The organism is Actinoallomurus rhizosphaericola (genome assembly GCF_024055675.1).
In the GTDB taxonomy this organism is placed as follows: domain Bacteria; phylum Actinomycetota; class Actinomycetes; order Streptosporangiales; family Streptosporangiaceae; genus Actinoallomurus; species Actinoallomurus soli.
In genome coordinates this window covers 339123-356406 of record NZ_JAMXMW010000007.1, presented here as the reverse complement: position 1 = coordinate 356406, position 17284 = coordinate 339123, and the positions used below count along the sequence as shown (strand labels likewise).

Here is a 17284-nt window from a genome sequence, read left to right as displayed (position 1 = left end):
CGAAAAGGGCTCTTCCCGCCGCGCTCAGAAGAAGCGGCGGGCGCTGGGGTGGTCCTGTGCGCCGTCGACGGGGACGTTGGCGCCGTTGATCCCGCTCGCCCGCGGGGACAGCAGGAAGCAGGCGGCGTCGGCGACCTCGTCCAGCGTGACGAGCCGGCCGGCGGGGAAGTCCTCCCGGGCGAAGGCCGCGAGTCGTTCCGGATGCGCCGCGCCGAACTCCGCCCAGCCGCCGCCCTCGAAGTAGGTCGACCCCGGGCTGAGGGCGTTGACCCGGATGCGGCGGCTCGCCAGCTCCTGGGCGAGCGTCGCCGCGAGGTGGATCTCGGCGGCCTTGGCGGAGGCGTAGGAGGACTTCGGGCCCGGCTTCCAGCCGGTGATCGAGGAGACGATCACGACGGAGCCTCCGCCGCGCCGCTCGAAGTGGGGGACGGCGCAGCGGACCGCGTGCGCGGCGTGCAGGACGTTCAGCGCGTAGGTCGCCGCCCAGTCGTCGGGCGTCGAGTCCAGGAGGTCGCCGCCCTGCGCGCCACCGGCGTTGGCCACCAGCAGGTCGAGGCCGCCCAGCCGCTCGGCGGCGTCGTCGATCGCCCGGCGCAGTTGGTCGGGATCGGTGACGTCGGCGGCCGTCCCGTACACGCCGAGCTCCGCCGCGGCCTCCTCCAGGCGTTCGGGGGCCCGCGCGCAGACGGCCACCGAGGCGCCCTCGGCGATGAGCGAGCGCGCGATCCCGTACCCGATGCCCGACGAGCCACCGGTGATGAACGCCGTCTTTCCCGACAGGCCGAGGTCCACAGGCGTCCCCTTGATCGTCCTTGAGTTCCCGGCCAGCTTAGAACTCTCAGGAGTGGAGCACGGCCTGGGTCTGGGTGGTCTGGGCGACTCTGCGGCCGTCGGTGTCGTACAGGTCGGTCTGGACGACGATCGTGGTCCGGCCCGTGTGCAGGGGGCGGGCCACCGCGCGTACCTCGCCGTCCCGTACGCCGCGGAAGAACCGCGTGCTCGTCTCGACCGTGGTGGTGTTCGCCCCCGGCGGCAGGTTGAGGAAGGCACAGGCGGCGCCGACGCTGTCGGCGAGCGTGATGAGCGCGCCGCCGTGCAGGACGCCGCCGGCGGTGCAGCGCTCCGGCGCCCAGGGGAGCCGGCCGGTGACCTCCTCGGCGGACGCCGACTCGATCACCACTCCGGCGATGCCGGCGAACGGCATGGCGGCCAGGAGCTCGTCAGGAGAGATCATGATGACAGTCTGCCGACGGCCGTAGGCGGGTCCATTACCTCGCGGGTAATCGACGCGCGGGGCGCCGGCCGATTCTTGACGTCCGGTGCGGGCTTTGCGTTGAATGTGCGTCGGTGCCGCACCGCGTACGTACGAGAGCCCTGATGAAGGACGACGGGCCAGGCCGCGTACGCGTGGGCGAGCACCGCGAGAGCCCGAAGGGGATGATGCAGGTGGCCGCCTACCGCATGGATCGCGCCTAGCACATCCGACGCCGTTCGCGTCGTTCCGTCCCGCGCCTCTGCCCGCGTGCCGGGTCTCGAACGCGTCCCCTCATGCGCGTCCGTTCTCCTCCGTGGCCGCCGCCTTCCGCCGCCGCGTGCCCTTCGCCGGACGGGCGCACCGTTTCCACCGTTCGATCGTCGTTCGTTCTTGCCATGCGGCAACGCAGCGAAGGAGAGTCTTGACCATCAATCGCGTCACCGTCCCCGACACCTTCGACACCGTGCTCAGCGCGCTGACCGGCCTGAGCGCGGGCCCGCCGCCGCTGCCGGCGGGCACCGACACGACCGAGCCGTTCGCGCTGCCCGTGCCGGGCCGCTGGGCGAACGCCTCGGACCGCACGCCGCAGGAGGCGGGCGTCGTCCTCTACGTGCACGGCGGTGGCTTCGAGCAGTGCAACCCCGAGCTCGAGAGGCTGATGGCCCACCACCTGTCGAGGGCGACCGGCCGCCCGGTGTTCGACGTGGACTACTCGCTGGCCCCCGCGCATCCCTTCCCGGTGGCGCACGACGAGGTGGTCGCCGTGTACCGCGCGCTGCTGGCCGAGGGCGTACCGGCCGGACGGACGGTCCTGTTCGGCGAGTCGGCGGGCGCGACGATCGCGCTGGAGACGCTGCTCACGCTGCGCGCCGAGGGCGTGCCGCTCCCCGGCGCGGTCGTCCCGGTCTCGGCGATCACGGACTTCACGTTGACGAGTCCGTCGATCGATGCTCCGGCGGGCCGGGACGTCATCGGCCGGGAGGTCCTCGAGCGCATCGTCGGCCGGTACCTGAACGGGCGGCCGAACGACCGGGCACCCCAGTCGCCCATCCACGGCGCCCTGGCGGGCCTGCCGCGCATGCTCCTGGTGGCCGGCGGCGACGAGGTGCTGCTGGACGACTCCCGGCGCTACGCGGAGGCGGCGGCCGAGGCGGGCGTCGAGGTCACGCTGGACGTCTACGAGGGAATGCCGCACGCGTTCCACATCGCGGTCCTGCCGGATCCGCAGCTCCCGGTGGGCGCCGTGTTCCTGGAGCGCCTGTCCGCCTGGCTGGAGAAGGACCGGTAGGGCGAACGCCGCGGTCGGCGGAACAGCTCCGCCGGCCGCCGTCGTCGCGCGTACGCGCCCGGCCCGGGGGACCGGCCGCGCCGTGCGGAGGGCGATCGCCGTCAGCGGCCGGCGAGGTCGAGGGCGACCGCGGCGGTCCAGGACTGGGGTCGGCTGCCGAGCGGGTGCGCGGTGAAGGGCTGGTAGTACTCCGCGAACACCCCGTCGGTGAGCTGGTGCAGCGCGGCCTCACGCAGCCGGCCCGCGGCGTCGTGCTCTCCCGAGCGCTCCAGGCCCCAGACGAGCAGGAGGTTCATCGGCGGCCACTGCGGGCCCCGCCAGTACCGCGCGACGTCGAACTCGGGCGCCGCGGGGCTGGTGCTGGGCGGCAGGGGGTAGGCGAGATCCGGATTGCCGCACCATGCGGCGGAGTGCAGCAGGTCGACGAGGCGGCGCCGGCGGTCCGCGTCCAGGCCGCCGGACAGCAGCGGCGCGAACCCGGCGAGGGTCCTCGTGCGCAGCGTCGTGTCGGTGCGCAGGTCCACGTCGGCGGCGAACCCGTCCTCATCGGTCGTGCCGAGCACACCGCGGCGGAAGCGGGCGGCGTAACCGAGCAGTTCGTCGCCGGCGCCCAGGCCGAGCTCGTCGCCGACGCGGGCGAGGTCCTCGTTCGCGGCCGCGAAGATCGCGCTGGCGAAGACGTCGGCGACGCGGAAGCTCAGCGACTTGCGGGCCAGCTCGTCGTCGTAACGCGCCTGCCGCAGCTCCTCGATCAGCCACTGGTACTTGATGTAGTCCGCGTCGGTCGGGCGTTGTGACTGCTCGCCCAGGGCCTCCAGGTCGGACCGGCGGAACGGCCGGAAGTCGGGGTCGGGGACCACGTCGGCGTACGGCACGTCCCAGCGGGGTGAGTTGTCCATCCCGCTCTCCCAGCCGTGGTAGATCATCAGCAGGCCGCGGCCATCGGCGTCCCGCTGCTCCGCCAGGTACCGGTGCCAGGCGAGCAGCCGCGGCCACAGCGCGCGGACGCGGGCGAGGACGTCGCGCCGTTCGGCGGCGCCGGCGCCGCGGACCGCGTCGAGGATCCGGAGCAGGGCGGACGCGTGCACCGGCGGCTGGATCAGGCCGCTGGTCGCGGCGTGGCCGGGGGCGTGCGGGGAGGTCTCCTGCGCCGCCCAGCGGTCCGGCCCGGGTTCGTACAGTGGGGCGTTCGCGGAGAAGACGATGTGCGGGACCATGCCGTTGCCCCATTGCGCGGCGAAGAGCGTCTCGAGCTCCGTCAGCGCCCGGCTCGGCGAGATCCGCGCCAGCCCGACCGCGATGAACGCCGCGTCCCAGCTCCACATGTGCGGATAGAGCCGGGGCGCGGCCACCGTGAGGGAGCCGCGGTCGTTCGCGCGCAGCACCGCCGCGGCCTGTTCGGCGACCTCCGCGCGGCTCAGTCTCCTGACCACCCAGAGCCGATGGCGGTCGGGGCTCGGTCTGTCGCTGTCGGCCATCTCGCTGTCTCCACACCCAGAAACTTAGTCCGCCATGGCGGCGACTTCGTCCACGATCACGGACATAGTCGCACGCACCGATCCTGCGCCCCTCTTCCGGGCCTGGCAAGTAGCCCGCGTGTAACCGCTGTGTAACTTCTGTAACGCCGGGGAAACGAGCGCGGCACTCGGCCCGATCGCGAGGTACGAGGCCGGGGCGGGTCGTGATCGGGCGGGGACGGAGCTCAGCAACCGGCGCGCAGCGACTCGGCCGCGGCGATCCGGGCGTCGACCGCCTCGGGGGAGAAGACCCGGTCGATGACCATCGAGGCGGCCCCGACCACTCCGGCGCGTCCGCCGAGACGCCCCTCGCCGATCTGCAGCCCGCGCGTCGAGCGGTACTGCACGCCACGGAAGACGACCTCGCGGATCTCGCCCACCAGGTGCTCACCCGCCCCCGCGAGCGATCCGGCGATGATGAGAGAGCCGGGATTCACGACGCTCACGACCACGGCCAGGACCTCGCCGAGGGTGCGCCCGGCCTCCCGCGTGAGGCGGACCGCCTCCGGATGGCCGGCCAGCGCGAGACGTGCCACGTCGGACGCGTCGCGGACCGAGGGGTCGCCGGCGGCGAGTTCGCGGGCGAGCGCGGCGCCGCTCGCCACCGCGGCGAGGCAGCCGCGCGACCCGCACGAGCACACCACGTCCTCCCGGCCGGAGACCCGCACGTGGCCGATCTCACCCGCCGCCCCGCCGACGCCGCGCAGCACCCGGCCGTCCTCCACGATCCCGGCGCCGATGCCGGTCGCGACCTTGACGAGCAGGACCGGGGGCGTGTCCGGGCCGGCGGCGGTGTACTCGCCGAGCGCCATGACGTTCGCGTCGTTGTCCAGCATGATCGGACCGGGGAACTCCGCGGCCAGCGCGGCCGGGAGGTCGTACCGCTCCCATCCCGGGGCGATCGGCGTCTGGACCGTACGGCCCGTGCGAACGTCCACGGGGGCCGGCAGGCCGACGCCGACACCGCAGACCTCGGCGACCGAACGGCCACAGTCGGCGAGGAGGTCCCGGAACCGGGACGTCATCCACGCGATGGCCTTCTCCGGGCCCTCGGCGCTGAGCGGCCGCCCGGTCGTCTCGCCGAGCGCCCGGCCGGCGAGGTCCGTGACCGCGACCCGGCCGTGCGTCGCCCCGATGTCGGCGGCGAGCACCACGGCCGACCCCTCGTCGATCTCCAGGAGACTGGGCCGGCGGCCTCCGGTCGAGGCGTCGACGCCTCCCTCGCGGACGTAGCCGGCGCTGACCAGCTGGTCGACGCGCTGCGCGACCGTGGACCGGGACAGTCCGGTCAGCTCCATGAGGTCGCGGCGGGTGCGCGCCGCGCCGGCCCGGATGAACTGCAGGAGGTGGCCGGCCGAGGGCGCGCTGACATTCGGCATCCGTCGACCCCCTCTCCTCGGCCTGATTTTCCCACGAGGCACGGCCCGGCCGCGCCGCCCGCCCGCCGGCCGCGCCGTTCGCCATCCGCTGCCGCGCCGTTCGCGGAACCGGGCCGCCCGCCCGCCGAGCCGGGCCTCCGCCCGGCCGGAGGCCCGCGTCATCGCTCCGGTTACCCGGCAGGTAATGGTCGCGAGCAGGAACGGCCGATAACGTCTGCTGACCATGGTCACCACAACACCCACCCGCCCCGTCGGCGACCTGCTGCGCGACTGGCGCCGCCGCCGGCGGCTCAGCCAGCTCGAACTGGCCCTCGACGCCGACGTCTCCACCCGTCACCTCAGCTTCGTCGAGACGGGACGCTCCCAGCCGAGCCGCGGGATGGTCCTGCGGCTGGCCGAGCGCCTCGACGTCCCTCTGCGTGAGCGCAACGACCTGCTGATCGCCGCCGGGTACGCGCCGGTGTACTCGCAGCGGTCGATCGACGCGCCGGAGATGGGTCCGGCCCGGCAGGCCCTGAACAGGGTCCTGGACGGCCACGAGCCGTACCCGGCCCTGGTGGTCGATCGGTTCTGGAACCTGGTGATGGCCAACAACGCCGCCATGCTGTTCCTGGAGGACGTGCCCGACGAGCTGGTCCGCCCGCCGGTCAACGTCCACCGGCTCGCCCTGCACCCCGAGGGCCTGGCGTCCCGGGTGGTCAACCTGCCGGAGGTACGGGCGCATCTGATCGCCCGGATGGCGCGTCAGGTGTCGCTCACCGGAGACCCCGAACTCGCCGCGCTGCATGAGGAGACCAAGGCGTACGGCCCGGTCACCGAGGAGGACGCGGTCCATCAGCCGGCCCACGACATCGCGCTGCCCACGATCCTGCGGTACGGCGACGGCGTGCTCAGCTTCTTCAGCACGGTGACGACGTTCGGTGCGGCCGCGGACGTCACCCTCGCCGAGCTGGCCGTCGAGGCGTTCTTCCCCGCCGACGACGAGACCGCCGCCGTGCTACGCCGCCGCGCGGAGTCGGGCGAATAGGGGGCTGCCCTCTCTGCGGGGCCGCCCTCTCGCCAGGGGCCGTGTTCTCGCGCCGGGGCGTCAGCGGTCCGGAGAGTCGTAGTGGATCCGTTCGGCGGGGATGCCGAGCTCCTGCGCGTTCGTGACCGTTCGGGAGACCATTCCGGCCGGCCCGGAGACGTACACGTCGTGATCGGACCAGTCCCGGAGGCGGTCCAGGACGTCGGACACCGGCCCTCGCACGCCGTCGAAGGCCGGTCCCTCCGAGACGACCGGAACCGCGTGGAACCGCGGGCACCGATCCGCGAGCGCGCGGAGGGCCGGCAGGTCGTACAGTTCCGCGGACGTGCGGGCCCCGAACACCAGGTGGACGTCGCGTCGCTCCCGGGTCCGCAGGGACTCCTCGACCAGCGCCTTGAGAGGGCCCAGACCGGTGCCGCCCGCCACGCACAGGACGTCGCGGTCGGATTCGGCGTCCAGGACCATGCCGCCGGAGGCGCGCCCGAGCAGGAGCGCGTCACCGACCCGCGTATGGCGGACGAGCGCGCCGCTGACCCAGCCGGCGGGCAGCGCCCGTACGTGGAAGCGCAGCAGCCCGTCCTCGGCAGGGGCGTTGGCGATCGAGTACGTGCGCCAGACCCGGGGCCAGCGAGCCGTCTGAACCGAGACGTACTGCCCGGCCCGGTAGGGGAGAGGCTCGGTCGGCCGGACGGCCAGCACCGCGATGTCCGGAGTCCGGCGGTCGTGCTCGACGACCTCCCCGACCCACCAGGGCGGCGTCTCCGCGGCGTCATCCTCGGCGGCCTGAATCATGATCGAGGCGGCGGTGTCGAACATCGCCGTCCAGGCCGCCTCCATCTCCGCCGTCCAGGCCTCGCCGGCGTACGCGCGGAGCGTCGCCAGGATCGCCCGGCCCATCGCCTCGTAGTGATCGGGGGCGATCCCGAACTTGCGATGGTCCCGGCCGAGCCGGGTGAGGAAGCGCGTGAAGGTTTCTGGATTGTCCAGGCTTGCGGTGATTTGAGAAAGGGCGTCGAACATCCGATGGCGCTGTGCGGCCATGCTGGAGGGAAAGAGGGTGCGGAGCCGCGGGTTCTCCGCGAAGAGGCGCCCGTAGAAATAGGCGATGCTCTTTTCCGCGTGCGGTTCGATGAGTGCGTAGATCTCCTTGATCACCCTAGGTTTCAGGGATTCCAGTGATTCCACTGCTCGTTCCCGTCGTTCGTTCCGTGCTGCCCCGTACCACGAGTTTCGCATCTCACCAGGGAGAACATCAACCGGTTGGAGGGATCTAATTCCGAGATGTACGAAGAGTAATCAACTGTGGATTTCGCGGGACCGAAGGCTAAATGTCGAGGATTATCGGATACTGATCGGTATCAAACTGGCTGTGGCGCGCGCCTGGCTGCATACTGGGAACGGTAGAAGAAATATCTACGAGTTTGAAGGAATCTCTACTTTGGATCGCCTTCGCGTACGCGAGGATGTTCCCGCGACTCCGGGTCCTTCGGGCGTACGGGGCGAGAGCCCCGGGGGCCGGGCGGCCGGGACGCGCGCGACGCGGCGCGCGCGGCGTTCACCCGGTCCGGCATGCGCCATGATGGCCCGGACCGGCGAGACAGCACCGCAGGACTTGGGAGGAGCTCTGGATGGCAGGGGCGACGTACGGCGCGGGGCCCGCCCTCATCGGCATCACCACCGAGCTGGAGCCCGCCCGCTGGAGCGACTGGGTGCGAGAGGCCGCGCTGCTGCCCGTCTCCTATCTCCGCGCGATCGAGCGCGTCCGCGCCGTTCCCGTCCTCATTCCGCCGTCGATCCGTGCCGCCGTCGCCGCGCACGTCGAGCGCCTCGACGGACTGGTCATCGCGGGCGGCGCCGACCTCGATCCCAGTCTGTACGGCGAGCCGCCGCACGAGCGCACCGGTCCGCCGCAGCCGCACCGGGACGGTTTCGAACTCGCCCTGCTGCGCGCGGCGATCGACGCGGACCTGCCCTTTCTGGCCATCGGACGCGGCATGCAGGCTCTCAACCTGCTCCGGGAGGGCAGCCTGATCCAGCACCTGCCCGACGTCGTCGGCGGGGACGCCCACGCCCCGGCCTCCGGGTGGACGGGCCGGCACCGGGTGCAGCTCAGCGCCTCCAGCGCCCTCGGCCGGATCCTCGGCGAGCAGGTGGAGGTGCCGACCCGCCACCACCAGGCGATCAAGCGCCTGGGCAAGGGCCTGGTCGCGGTCGGCTGGGCCGAGGACCAGGTCGTCGAGGCGGTGGAGCTGCAGGGATACCGGTTCGGCATCGGCGTGCAGTGGCATCCCGAGGAGGGGGAGGACCTCCGCCTGTTCGAGGCCCTGGTCCGCGTCGCCTCCGGCGGCCGTCTCTGAGCGGTCCCAGGCCCCAGGCTCCAACCGCCCGTCCCGGCCCCGGCCGCCGGGGAGATCTCCTGGATAGGCTCGGGCCACTTGGAGCGGAGGTTCGGACCGATGAATTACGAATCGTACGAGCGGTTGCGGATCGACTGGGCGCGGGAGGGTGTCCTCCGTGTGACGATCAGCGCCCCCGAGCGGCTCAACGCCGTCGACGCGACCGGCCATCGGGAGCTCGCGCAGATCTGGCGGGACGCCGACGCCGACGACGAGGTGCGCGCCGTGCTCGTCCGCGGTGAGGGCACGGCGTTCTCCGCCGGAGGCGACCTGGCGATGATCGAGGACATGATGGCGGACTACGAGGTCCGCTCCCGGGTTCTGCGCGAGGCGCGCGACATCGTCTACAACGTCATCAACTGCGGCAAGCCGGTCGTCAGCGCGGTCCAGGGACCGGCGGTCGGCGCGGGCCTGGCGGTGGCCCTGCTCGCCGACATCTCGGTCGCGGGCCGGACCGCCAGGATCATCGACGGGCACACGCGGCTCGGCGTCGCCGCCGGCGACCACGCCGCCGTGGTCTGGCCGCTGCTGTGCGGCATGGCCAAGGCGAAGTACCACCTTCTGCTCTGCGAGCCGCTCAGCGGTGAGGAGGCCGAGCGCATCGGCCTCGTCAGCGTCTGCGTCGACGACGACGCCGTGCACGACAAGGCCCTCGAGATCGCCGGGCGGCTGGCCGACGGCGCCGCTCAGGCCATCGCGTTCACCAAGTACGCCCTCAACAACTGGCTGCGGACGGCCGGCCCCGCCTTCGACGCGTCACTGGCCCTGGAGTTCTACGGCTTCGCGGGCCCCGACCTGCGTGAGGGGGTCCAGGCCCTCCGGGAGAAGCGCACGCCCCGCTTCTGATTCACGGCGAGGCGTCCGCTCCGGGGACGCGGGTTCCGGCCTACGACGAGGAGGCCGCCGACGGGCCGGCCGCACCCGCGGCCGCGCCCGGGGCCGCCTCCGGGGCCGCCTCCGGGGCCGCCTCCGAGGCCGCGTCCGGCTGGCGCAGATAGCGCGCGACCAGTCGTGCCAGACGCTCGGCGACGACGTCCACGGGATCCGTCGGCAGCATCACGTGGCTGATCGTCAGGCGGATGACCGCGTCGACGATCTCGGCCATGTCGGTCGCGTCGAGCCACGGCCACTGGCGTGCGGCATGGCTGATGATGCGCTCGCGCGCCGCGAACAGCACCGGCTCGGCGTGCGTGGTCATCAGGGGCAGCAGGTCCTCGCTGCCCTCACCGGTCAGCGTGGCCTTCTTGAGCGGGTCGTCCGCGGCGGTCCGCAGCGTGTACGACACGGCGGCCGCGACCGCGGAGTACAGGTCGGCGTGGTCGGACAACGCGGCGTCCACGCCGTCGAGGTAGCGCTCGTTCTCCCGGAGGTTGAGCGCCTGCGCCAGCCCCCACTTGTCCCCGAACTCGTTGTAGACCGTCTGCCGGCTGACCCCCACCGCGTCCGCGACGTCCTGCATCCGGACGCGCCGGAACCCACGCTCGATGATCAGGCCGGCGGCGGCGTCGAGCAGGTCCTCGCGGAGCCGGCGATGTTGCTGCATGGTCCCAGATTCCCAGAGAGACGGCGGTGCGGGAACATCCGTGTCATCCGGCCGGCGCCGCGGTGCGTCCTTCTTTCTGTGGCGGCGAAGAGAAGAGACGTGATGAAGGTATGGCCTCCGGGCAAGCCTCACCATCCGGTCACCCGGCACCTGTCGCCTCGTCACGGGTCCGACCTCGCGGGCTGGGTGATTCGTGACGAGAAGCTGCTGGTCGAGACCAGGTTCGGCGGCGACCGGGAGCTGTATCACGCCTGGCGGGACCGCCTTTGGCGGGAGATGCACGACGCCGTGCACGAATCCCGGCCGGTGCGCGAGACCGCCGAAGATGAGGAATTTGTCGTGATGAAGGCATTCGGTGGCGACTGGGCGCAGTACCGTGTCTGTCGTGACCGGCTGCAAGAAGAGCTGTGGCAGATCATGAAGGTCACCGATCCGCGCTGAGAAAGCGCCTCAGGGACCGCCGCGTGGCCGGGGTCATCCCCCCGATCCCCGGCCGCGCGGCCCTCATCCGGATAAAAGGGCATCACTGCAGGTCAGGGCCCCGGTGTAGTGACGGACGGCTCGGATATCGCATCGGCCCTCAGGAACGGATCGGGCAGTCGTTCGCGCACTGCCACCTCGCCTCAGAGCAGTTCCACCAGCAGCGTTCGGTGTGCTGCCGGTCTTCAGGCGACAAAGGATCAAGCCCGGGGTTCACGGTGAGTCGACTCCTCGCTTCATTCAGGTGATGCCGAAAACGCTAGGCATGGGGCGAGCCGCGATCGATACCGCAGGCACGTCACTACGTGGTACAGCAGCCGGTACCTCACCGCGTCGTGCCTGGTCAGGGACGCCGTCGACGTGATGTCCGCGGCGGTGACGAGCTGCTCCGTCCGGTGGAGGCAGACCGCCGGACCGGCACGGTGCTCCTCGGCGGGTTTCCGATGAGCCGAAATGTCGGCAATGTGAAAGAAGACCGGTACGCGCCGCGCGGCGAAGATGATCGGGATGGAAGGTGGGGTCGCAGGGGGAGACGGCATGTCCAGCGACGATCGGCTTCATGGACGGCTGGGGCGGACCGGACTGAGCGTCAGCCGGCTGTGGCTCGGAACGGTGAACTTCGGCGGCCGGGTCGACGAGCCCGCGGCGCATCGGCTCCTGGACCACGCGCTGGAGCGCGGCATCGACGTCATCGACACCGCGAACATCTACGGCTGGCGCGTGTACAAGGGGTGGGCCGAAGAGGTCATCGGCAACTGGCTCGACCGTGGATCACGGCGGGACGAGGTCGTGCTGGCCACCAAGGTCGGTCACCCGATGAGCGACGCGCCGAACGACGGCGGCCTGTCCGTACGCAACATCGTGGCCTCGTGCGAGGCGTCCCTGCGCAGGCTGCGGACCGAGTGGATCGACCTCTACCAGATCCATCACGTCGACCGCGGAGTCTCCTGGGACGAGGTCTGGGAGGCCATGGAGATCCTCCTGCGTCAGGGGAAGATCCGCTATGTCGGCACGTCGAACGCGGCCGGATGGGACCTCGCCGCCGCGCAGGAGGCCGCGCGCCGCCGTGGCCTTCTCGGGCTGGCCTCGGAGCAGTGCCTGTACAACCTCGTGACGCGCCACCCGGAGCTGGAGGTGCTCCCGGCGGCGAGCGCCTACGGCATCGGGGTGTCGGTCTGGTCGCCCCTGCACAGCGGACTGCTCGGCGGGGTGTTGCGCAAGCAGGCGGACGGGACCGCGGTCAAGTCCGCGCAGGGGCGCGCGGCGGCCGCGTTGGAGGTCCACCGTGACGCGATCGCGGAGTACGAGCGCCTCTGCGCGGAGTTCGGCCGCTCCCCGGCGGAGGTCGGACTCGCCTGGGTCCTCTCGCGCCCCGGGGTGACCGCGGCCGTCATCGGCCCGCGCACCACCGCTCACGTCGACGACGCGGTCCGCGCCCTCGAGACGCCGTTGTCGGACGCGCAGACGGCTCGGCTCGAAGCGCTGTTCCCGCCCGTCGGTAACGGCCTGCCCGCCCCCGACGCGTGGATCGGCTGACATGAGCCGGCCGAACCGGCCCGGGCCGCGGATCCCGATCCCAGAAGGGTGCCCTGAATGACGTCCAGGATGACGATGCCCCGGAGCGTCGACCGCATGTTCACCGAGTCGGCGTCGGCGACCCGGTCGGTCGGCGAGTTCCGGCCGTGGTGGTCGGAGCGGGCACGGGCGAACCGTTTCAACGTCACCCCGATTCCCTTCGACGAGCTCGTCGACTGGCGTTTCGACCCGGAGACCGGGAACCTGTCCCATTCCAGCGGACGATTCTTCACGATCGAGGGGTTGCACGTCCGGAGCGACTACGGACCCGTCCCGGAATGGTCCCAGCCGATCATCAATCAGGCGGAGATCGGGATCCTGGGCATCATCGTCAAGAGCTTCGACGGAGTGCCGCACTGCCTGATGCAGGCCAAGATGGAGCCCGGCAACGTCAACACGCTCCAGCTGTCCCCGACGGTCCAGGCGACCCGCAGCAACTACACCCGCGTGCACCGGGGCGGCCGTACCCGATACCTGGAGTACTTCGTCGGTCCCGGACGGGGGCGGGTCCTCGTCGACGTCCTGCAGTCGGAGCAGGGCTCGTGGTTCTACCGCAAGCGCAACCGGAACATGGTCGTCGAGGTGACCGGCGACCTTCCGCTGCACGACGACTTCTGCTGGCTGCCGCTGCGCGAGGTGCTGGACCTGCTGCACACGGACAACCTCGTCAACATGGACGCCCGTACGGTGCTGTCCTGCATGCCGTTCGCCCCGCCGTGGGCCGACAGCGGGTCGCGGCACGCGCCCGAGGCGTTCCGCCGCGCGCTCGCGCGGTCCCTGGACCGCTCCGCCGGCGCCCTGCACGACCTCGGTGACGTCCTCAGCTGGTTCACCGAGGAGAAGACCCGGCACGAGGTGTCGACGCGGCTGATCCCGGCCGACCGGATCGCCGGCTGGAGACGCACGGCCCACGACATCGCCCGCGAGGACGGCAAGCACTTCCGGGTGATCGCGGTCGACGTCGAGGCGAGCAGCCGGGAGGTGCCGTCCTGGCGGCAGCCGTTGCTCGCACCGGCCGGACGGGGCATCATCGCGTTCCTCACCAAGCAAATCGAGGGGGTCATGCACGTACTCGTGCACGCGCGCGTCGAGCCCGGTTTCGTGGACAACGTCGAGCTCGGGCCCACCCTCCAGGCCATCCGGGAGAACTACACCGGGCTGCCGGAACCGCGCTACCTCGACCACGTGCTCGGCGCGGATCCCGCCCGCGTCCGGTTCGACGCCTATCTCTCGGAGGAGGGCGGCCGCTTCTTCGACGCCCAGAACCGGTACATGGTGATCGAGGTCGACGACGACTTCCCGGTGGAATGCCCCCAGGACTACCGCTGGGTGACCCTCGGTCAGCTCGGCGCCCTGCTCCGCCACGGGCACTACCTCAACGTCCAGGCGCGCAGCCTCGTCGCCTGCCTCCACAGCCTCTGGTGAAAGGACCCGCCGCATGCGATCCGTAGTCCGCGTGGGAGTTCTGGGATGCGCGAGCATCGCGCTCCGCCGGGTCCTGCCGGCGATGAAAGAGGCCGAGGGCGTCGTGCTGACGGCCGTCGCGAGCCGGGATCCGGCCAGGGCGCGCGAGGTCGCCGAACGGTTCGGCTGCGGCGTGGCCGGCGGGTACGACGAGCTGCTGGACCGGCCGGACATCGACGCGGTCTACCTCCCCCTGCCGACCGGCCTGCACGCGCACTGGGCGAGCCGCGCGCTCGCCGCCGGCAAGCACGTGCTCTCGGAGAAGCCGCTCACCTGCGACCACGCCACCGCCCTCGACCTCGTGAACCAGGCGGAGAAGGCCGGACTGTGGCTGATGGAGAACTTCATGTTCCTCCACCACGGCCAGCACCGGAAGGTCCGCGACCTCGTCGCGGACGGCCGGATCGGCGAGCCCCGCGTGTTCACGGCGAGCTTCGGCATCCCGCCCCTCGACCCGGCCGACGTGCGGTACGACCCCGAGCTGGGCGGTGGCGCGCTGCTGGACGTGGGCGTCTACCCGATCCGCGCCGCCTCGTACTTCCTCGGCCCCGACCTGGACGTCGTCGGCTCGGTGCTGCGCCTGCACCCGAGCCGGGGCGTCGACGTGGCCGGCCACGTTCTGCTGTGCGCTCCTTCGGGTGTCACGGCCGAGCTGTCCTTCGGCTTCGAGCACGCCTACCGGTGCCGCTACGCCCTGTGGGGCGACCGGGCCCGGCTCACCCTGGACCGGGCGTTCACCCCGCCCCCGACCCTGGAGCCCCGGATCCGCATCCAGTCCCAGGACGGGATCGAGGAGCTGACCCTCCCCGCGGACCACCAGTTCAAGAACATCCTGGAGTTCTTCGCCCGGTCGATCCTCCAGGGCGCGGACCACACCGCCCAGGCGGAGGCGATCATCCGCCAGGCCCGGCTGGTCGACCAGGTCCGTTCGGCCGCGGTGCGCGTCACCGCCTGAGCCCGGCAGCCGACATCACGAGAACCGGCGATGGGCGCGCTTCCCGCGCGCTCATCGCCGGTTCGTACCGTTCCCGGTCACGGGGCGGTAAGCGTCTCCAGCGTGCGCACGACCTCGGCGGGGGTCGGGAGCGTGGCGATCTCCTCGGCGAGGGCCCGCGCCCGCTGCGTGTACGAAGGGGTGGAGAGGATCTCCTGGCAGCCGGCCGCGATCGCGTCGACCAGGTCCTCGTCGGACCCTTCCTGCTCCAGCGGCACCGTGAGCGCGGCGCCGGAGCCGGAGACCGCCCGCGCGATGGCCTTCGCGTAGCCGTTCTCGGGGAGGAACAGCTGCGGCACCCCGGCGTTCAGGAGGGTCATGGCGGTCGCCCCGCCTCCGTGATGCACCGCCAGGTCGCAGGTGGGGGCCACCACGTCGAGCGGGATCCAGCCGACGCGGACGTCGCCCAGCTCCCCGCCGAGCTCCGCGGCGGTCTCCTCGGAGGCCGCGATCAGCACCTCGGCCCCGGTCCGGGTCAACCGGTCCACCAGACGCCGCGTGGAGCCACCGGAGAGCATGCGAACGCGGGTCCCCGACGTGATCAGGACGCGGGGCCGCCCCTGCGCCCGGGTGTACATCCAGGGCTCGAGGCGGCGCTGGGGGTTCCTCGGGATCCAGCGCATCGGCTGCGCGTCCGGGGCGTCCGCGGGCCGCAGCGAGGGCGGGCAGACATCGACGAACAGGTTCGGGTCCGGCAGGCTCGCCAGCCCGAGGCGGTCCAGGTCGGGCCGGATCCCCTCCGCGATCCTCCGGGCGAACTCCGGCGGCATCGGGCCGATCTCCCAGGCCTGGCGCGCGTACGGGATCTTGAGATGACCGGCGAGCATGCCGGCCACATGGCTCAGCGTGCCGCCGATGACCAGATCCGGGGGCCAGTCCTGCGACAGGTTCACCAGCGCGTCCAGCCGGGCGGAGGTGTTCCTCGGCTCGGGCGTGGGAACCGCGGGGATCGCGATGGCCGCCGCGGCTCCCAGAAGCGGCTCTTCGGCGGCCAGGAGGATCTCGTGTCCCGCGTTCCGCGCGGCCGTCGCCAGAGGGGCGACGGAGAAGACGGTCGCCTGGCTGCCACCGGCGGTGAACAGTATTTTCATGGCAGGAACGCTTTCCGTGAGGGGCGTCAGCGTGACGCGGTCGCGTGATCCGTCCGACGATGGAACCGTTCGGTCACCTGCCGTCCCCTGGTGACCGCGCACCGCACGACGTCGCAGACCCGCCGGATGTCCTCTCCGGAGACGGCGGGCCCGGTCGGCAGGACGAGCACCTGGTCCGCCATGCGCTCGGTGTGCGGCAGCTCGACGGGACACTCCGACCGGTACGGCTCGACCTGGTGACAGGCGGGCGAGAAATAGCGCTGCGGGACGACGTTCTCCGCTCTGAGCACCTGCATCAGCAGGTCACGGTGAACGCCGGCGACGGCCTCGTCGATCTGGACCACGACGTACTGGCAGTTGGGGCTCTCCTCCTCGTCGAAGGAGAAGACCGAGACGCCCTCCACCCCCAGCAGCTCGGACTGGTAGAGCGCGTGGTTGGCGCGGTTGTGCCGTACGGTCGCGTCGAACGCGTCGAGCGAGGTCAGTCCCATCGCCGCGGCGGCCTCGCTCATCTTGGCGTTGGTGCCGATCCGCTCGGTACGGCCGCCGGCTCCGGTGCCGAAGGCGTTCAGCGAGCGGAGGTGCTGTGCGAGGCCGTCGTCGTCGGTGACGATGGCGCCGCCCTCGAAGCTGTTGACCACTTTCGTGGCGTGGAAGCTGAACACCTCGGCGGTCCCGAAGCCGCCGATGCGCCGGCCCTGGTAGGTGCAGCCCAGCGCGTGGGCCGCGTCGAAGGCCAGCTTCAGGCCGTGCTTGACCGTGACCTTCTGCAGCTCGTCGATGGGGCACGGCCGTCCGTACAGATGAACGCCGACCACCGCGGACGTACGGGAGGTGACCGCGGCCTCCGCCTCCCGCGGGTCGATGCATCCGGTGGCCGGATCGATGTCGCAGAACACCGGTCGCAGGCCGACCATCCGGGCGGCGTGCGCGGTGGCGATGAAGGTCATCGAGGGCATGATGACCTCGCCGGACAGCTCCATGGCCAGGTACATCAGCTGCAGCGCCGTGGTCGCGTTGCAGGTCGCCACGCAGTTGCGCACGCCGGCCAGGTCCGCGACGCGCTCCTCGAACTCCCGGAGCAGCGGGCCGCCGTTGGTGAGCCACTGGTTGTCCAGCGCCCAGTTCATTCGTTCCAGGAAACGCGACCGGTCACCGATGCTCGGCCGGCCTACGAAGAGTGGTTGCAGGAATGCCGCGGGTCCGCCGAAAAGAGCGAGGTCATCGACTTGCTGCTTCATGCCCGGATCTCCATCGTGAACCATCGTGGGTACC

The 17284-nt window shown here is 71.7% G+C and carries 16 protein-coding genes; 8 read left to right on the top strand and 8 right to left on the bottom strand.

Annotated elements, in window-relative coordinates:
* Positions 1 to 24 precede the first annotated feature (24 nt).
* Positions 25 to 792, bottom strand: a complete 768-nt coding sequence (locus tag NE234_RS18845) for an SDR family NAD(P)-dependent oxidoreductase (protein WP_252781688.1) — start codon at positions 790 to 792, stop codon at positions 25 to 27.
* 46 nt (positions 793 to 838) lie between these two features.
* Positions 839 to 1234: a PaaI family thioesterase gene (locus NE234_RS18840; protein ID WP_252781686.1), complete on the bottom strand. Its 396-nt coding sequence runs from the start codon at positions 1232 to 1234 to the stop codon at positions 839 to 841.
* Positions 1235 to 1676: 442 nt separating this feature from the next.
* On the opposite strand from NE234_RS18840, the gene NE234_RS18835 reads away from it, so the two are divergent.
* Positions 1677 to 2543 (top strand): alpha/beta hydrolase, encoded by an 867-nt coding sequence (locus tag NE234_RS18835; RefSeq protein WP_252781685.1) that lies wholly within the window; start codon positions 1677 to 1679, stop codon positions 2541 to 2543.
* 101 nt (positions 2544 to 2644) lie between these two features.
* Here the strand turns inward: NE234_RS18835 and ggh are convergent, their stop codons facing one another.
* Both ggh and NE234_RS18825 read right to left on the bottom strand, forming a co-directional pair.
* Positions 2645 to 4021, bottom strand: coding sequence for a glucosylglycerate hydrolase (gene ggh / locus NE234_RS18830; protein WP_252781684.1), 1377 nt, complete (start codon positions 4019 to 4021; stop codon positions 2645 to 2647).
* 224 nt (positions 4022 to 4245) lie between these two features.
* Positions 4246 to 5439, bottom strand: coding sequence for an ROK family transcriptional regulator (locus tag NE234_RS18825; protein WP_252781683.1), 1194 nt, complete (start codon positions 5437 to 5439; stop codon positions 4246 to 4248).
* Between the two features lie 223 nt (positions 5440 to 5662).
* On the opposite strand from NE234_RS18825, the gene NE234_RS18820 reads away from it, so the two are divergent.
* Positions 5663 to 6466, top strand: a complete 804-nt coding sequence (locus NE234_RS18820) for a helix-turn-helix transcriptional regulator (RefSeq protein ID WP_252781682.1) — start codon at positions 5663 to 5665, stop codon at positions 6464 to 6466.
* A 60-nt stretch (positions 6467 to 6526) separates the two neighbouring features.
* Here NE234_RS18820 and NE234_RS18815 read toward each other — a convergent pair whose 3' ends face one another.
* A complete protein-coding gene (locus tag NE234_RS18815) occupies positions 6527 to 7651 on the bottom strand; it encodes a globin domain-containing protein (RefSeq protein ID WP_252781680.1) in 1125 nt (374 codons plus the stop codon).
* A 443-nt stretch (positions 7652 to 8094) separates the two neighbouring features.
* On the opposite strand from NE234_RS18815, the gene NE234_RS18810 reads away from it, so the two are divergent.
* The gene (locus NE234_RS18810; protein WP_252781678.1) at positions 8095 to 8823 is read left to right on the top strand and encodes a gamma-glutamyl-gamma-aminobutyrate hydrolase family protein; all 729 of its coding nucleotides are present in this window, start codon (positions 8095 to 8097) and stop codon (positions 8821 to 8823) included.
* Positions 8824 to 8922: 99 nt separating this feature from the next.
* On the top strand, positions 8923 to 9708 hold the full coding sequence (locus tag NE234_RS18805) for an enoyl-CoA hydratase/isomerase family protein (protein ID WP_252781676.1): 786 nt from the start codon (positions 8923 to 8925) through the stop codon (positions 9706 to 9708).
* A 40-nt stretch (positions 9709 to 9748) separates the two neighbouring features.
* On the opposite strand, the gene NE234_RS18800 is transcribed toward NE234_RS18805, so the two are convergent.
* Positions 9749 to 10405, bottom strand: coding sequence for a TetR family transcriptional regulator (locus NE234_RS18800; RefSeq protein ID WP_252781675.1), 657 nt, complete (start codon positions 10403 to 10405; stop codon positions 9749 to 9751).
* 78 nt (positions 10406 to 10483) lie between these two features.
* Between NE234_RS18800 and NE234_RS18795 the strand changes: the two genes are divergently transcribed.
* From NE234_RS18795 to NE234_RS18780, 4 genes are all read left to right on the top strand, one after another.
* Positions 10484 to 10846, top strand: coding sequence for a hypothetical protein (locus NE234_RS18795; protein WP_252781673.1), 363 nt, complete (start codon positions 10484 to 10486; stop codon positions 10844 to 10846).
* A 576-nt stretch (positions 10847 to 11422) separates the two neighbouring features.
* Positions 11423 to 12421, top strand: a complete 999-nt coding sequence (locus NE234_RS18790; RefSeq protein ID WP_252781672.1) for an aldo/keto reductase — start codon at positions 11423 to 11425, stop codon at positions 12419 to 12421.
* Between the two features lie 57 nt (positions 12422 to 12478).
* On the top strand, positions 12479 to 13885 hold the full coding sequence (locus NE234_RS18785) for an NDP-hexose 2,3-dehydratase family protein (RefSeq protein ID WP_252781670.1): 1407 nt from the start codon (positions 12479 to 12481) through the stop codon (positions 13883 to 13885).
* Between the two features lie 13 nt (positions 13886 to 13898).
* Positions 13899 to 14879: a Gfo/Idh/MocA family protein gene (locus NE234_RS18780; protein ID WP_252781669.1), complete on the top strand. Its 981-nt coding sequence runs from the start codon at positions 13899 to 13901 to the stop codon at positions 14877 to 14879.
* A gap of 77 nt (positions 14880 to 14956) precedes the next feature.
* Here the strand turns inward: NE234_RS18780 and NE234_RS18775 are convergent, their stop codons facing one another.
* Both NE234_RS18775 and NE234_RS18770 read right to left on the bottom strand, forming a co-directional pair.
* Entirely contained in the window at positions 14957 to 16009 is a 1053-nt protein-coding gene (locus NE234_RS18775) for a nucleotide disphospho-sugar-binding domain-containing protein (RefSeq protein WP_252781667.1), read from the bottom strand.
* A gap of 26 nt (positions 16010 to 16035) precedes the next feature.
* Positions 16036 to 17250: a dTDP-4-dehydro-6-deoxyglucose aminotransferase gene (locus tag NE234_RS18770; RefSeq protein ID WP_252781665.1), complete on the bottom strand. Its 1215-nt coding sequence runs from the start codon at positions 17248 to 17250 to the stop codon at positions 16036 to 16038.
* Between the last annotated feature and the right edge of the window lie 34 nt (positions 17251 to 17284).